Here is a 1,781-nt window from a genome sequence, read left to right as displayed (position 1 = left end):
TGTTTAAGAAGTTCCGCGGTCTCTTTTCGAACGACATTTCCATCGATCTCGGTACGGCCAACACGCTCATTTATGTGCGCGGCCAGGGAATCGTCCTCAATGAACCGTCGGTCGTCGCGATCCGCCAGGATCGTGGACCGGGCGGCCCGCGTACCGTTGCCGCCGTCGGTGGTGACGCCAAACGCATGCTTGGTCGCACCCCCGGCAATATCGCCACGGTCCGCCCGATGAAGGACGGCGTCATCGCCGACTTCACGATGACCGAAGCGATGCTGCAGCACTTCATCAAGCAGGTGCACCGTTCGCGCATGCTCCGTCCGAGCCCGCGCGTGCTGGTCTGCGTGCCTTGCGGCTCCACCCAGGTGGAGCGCCGCGCGATCAAGGAATCGGCCGAGGGCGCAGGTGCCCGCGACGTCTTCCTGATCGAGGAGCCCATGGCAGCGGCCATCGGCGCCGGTATTCCGGTGCATGAGGCCCGCGGCTCGATGGTCCTGGATATCGGCGGTGGTACCTCCGAAGTCGCGGTCATCTCGCTGAACGGCATCGTGTACTCGCAGTCGGTCCGCGTCGGTGGCGATCGCTTCGACGAAGCCATCATCAACTACGTGCGCCGCAACCACGGCACGCTGATCGGCGAATCCACCGCCGAGCGGATCAAGCTCGAGGTCGGCTGCGCCTTCCCGCAGAGCGAAGTCCGTGAGATGGAAATCTCCGGCCGTAACCTTGCCGAGGGCGTGCCGCGCATGTTCACGATCAACTCCAACGAAGTCCTGGAAGCCCTCCACGAGCCGCTGTCGGGCATCGTGGCAGCGGTCAAGGCTGCGCTGGAGCAGACCCCGCCGGAGCTCTGCTCCGACGTGGCCGAGCGCGGCATCGTACTTACCGGTGGCGGCGCGTTGCTGCGCGATCTGGATCGTCTCATCTCCGAGGAAACCGGCCTGCACGTGCAGGTGGCCGATGACCCGCTCACCTGCGTCGCCCGTGGTGGCGGCAAGGCGCTGGAGATGATCGACCAGCACGGCAGCGACTTCTTCGCGTTCGAATGATGGCCGCGCGCGACGGCGCGCTGGCCGGAACGCGCTGAGCCATGGCCCTCAATCGCGACGATCAGTCGCCGCTGTTCGCGCCCGGTGTGGCGGGGACCCTGCGCCTGATCGTCTATCTCGCGCTCGCCTGTGTGCTCATGGTGCTCGATCACCGCGGCGGCTGGCTCGGTAACGTCCGTTACGGGCTGTCCATCGTGGTCGAACCGATCTACCGGATCGCCGGCCTGCCGTCGCAGGGTTTCCAGGCGGCGACGGTGGCGTTCGCCGATCGCCAGCGCCTCACCGAAACGAACCAGCGCCTGCGCGAAGATCTGCTGCTGGCCAACGCCAAGCTCAATCGCATGGCGTCGGTGGCCGAGCAGAACCAGCGTCTCAAGGAACTGCTGGACACCCAGCACAGCCTCTCGCTCAACGTGCAGCTCGCGCGCCTCATCGGCGTGGACCTGGGCACTTTCCGTCACCGGATCGTGCTCAACGTCGGCGCGCGCGACAAGGTGCAGGCCGGCCAGGTGGTGATCGACGCACGCGGCGTGATGGGCCAGATCGTCGAAGTGATGCCGACCACGTCCGTGGCCATGCTGATCACCGACCCGAACCACGCCATTCCCGTGACGATCGAGCGCACCGGCCTGCGCACCGTGGCCTATGGGTCGCGCGGCGGCGACATGCTGGTGCTGCCCAATATTCCCGTCTCCGCCGACGTGCAGTCCGGCGACAAGCTGGTCACCTCGGGCC

At 66.4% G+C, this 1,781-nt stretch carries 2 protein-coding genes; both read left to right on the top strand.

Translation table 11 applies throughout. The features are described 5' to 3' along the window. The coding region (locus AC1DT2_RS22435) for a rod shape-determining protein (RefSeq protein ID WP_477298837.1) at positions 1-1,046 on the top strand (1,046 nt) is incomplete at its 5' end. Positions 1,047-1,087: 41 nt separating this feature from the next. Next, a partial coding sequence (mreC, locus tag AC1DT2_RS22430) for a rod shape-determining protein MreC (RefSeq protein WP_477298835.1) occupies positions 1,088-1,781 on the top strand: 694 nt, incomplete at its 3' end.

Source organism: Luteibacter sp. P4_E6 (assembly GCF_056401535.1).
Note: the sequence above shows the minus strand (reverse complement) of the source record. Positions and strands in the feature narration are given on the sequence as shown.